Here is a 541-nt window from a genome sequence, read left to right as displayed (position 1 = left end):
GCTTTTTCGATAGCCTGAACCAAGCATTTGTCCAGTGCTAGTCGTCCCGATTTTTTGGTCGATTCAGGAAACAAGATAATCGTTGATAACTCGCCCTTGAATAGAACCGCGAATTGGTAACTCAAGATACGGTTGTAGGTTCCGCATTCAGACTCCACATACTCAGTATCCATGGCTATCACGGGACGTTCAAAGAACGGTGTTGCCTCTCGTCGCTTTCGCTTAGTTTGCTTCTTCTTTTTGGGCTTACGACCCACCAGGGGTTTAGCTTTGCGCTTAACGCTATCAAAAGAAGTGGGCTCACTCGGTTGAGCTTCACCCCAAGAACTTACCGCTTCTTCAGTCCAACCGGATGTTGCTAGGTTGTCCATACTTAAGTCAGAAGACTGCTCTAACCAATCATATGTTTCGTTCATATAACTGCTCTCCAGAAACGCAAAAAGACGCTCTAAGGCGTCTTTTTACAAGGTTTACAATGATGATTACTTAAAGTCTGACCAAGCAATCTTAGGCAGGTCATTACCCTCACTGTACGTCAGTA

Annotated in this window: 1 pseudogene; it reads right to left on the bottom strand. The window is 44.9% G+C overall.

The annotated features are described in order from the left end of the window. Positions 1-416 (bottom strand): annotated as a pseudogene (locus R7Z50_RS30500) (hypothetical protein); the annotation flags it as partial. Positions 417-541: the final 125 nt, after the last annotated feature.

The organism is Vibrio sp. 1249-1 (assembly GCF_033340495.1).
Note: the sequence above shows the minus strand (reverse complement) of the source record. Positions and strands in the feature narration are given on the sequence as shown.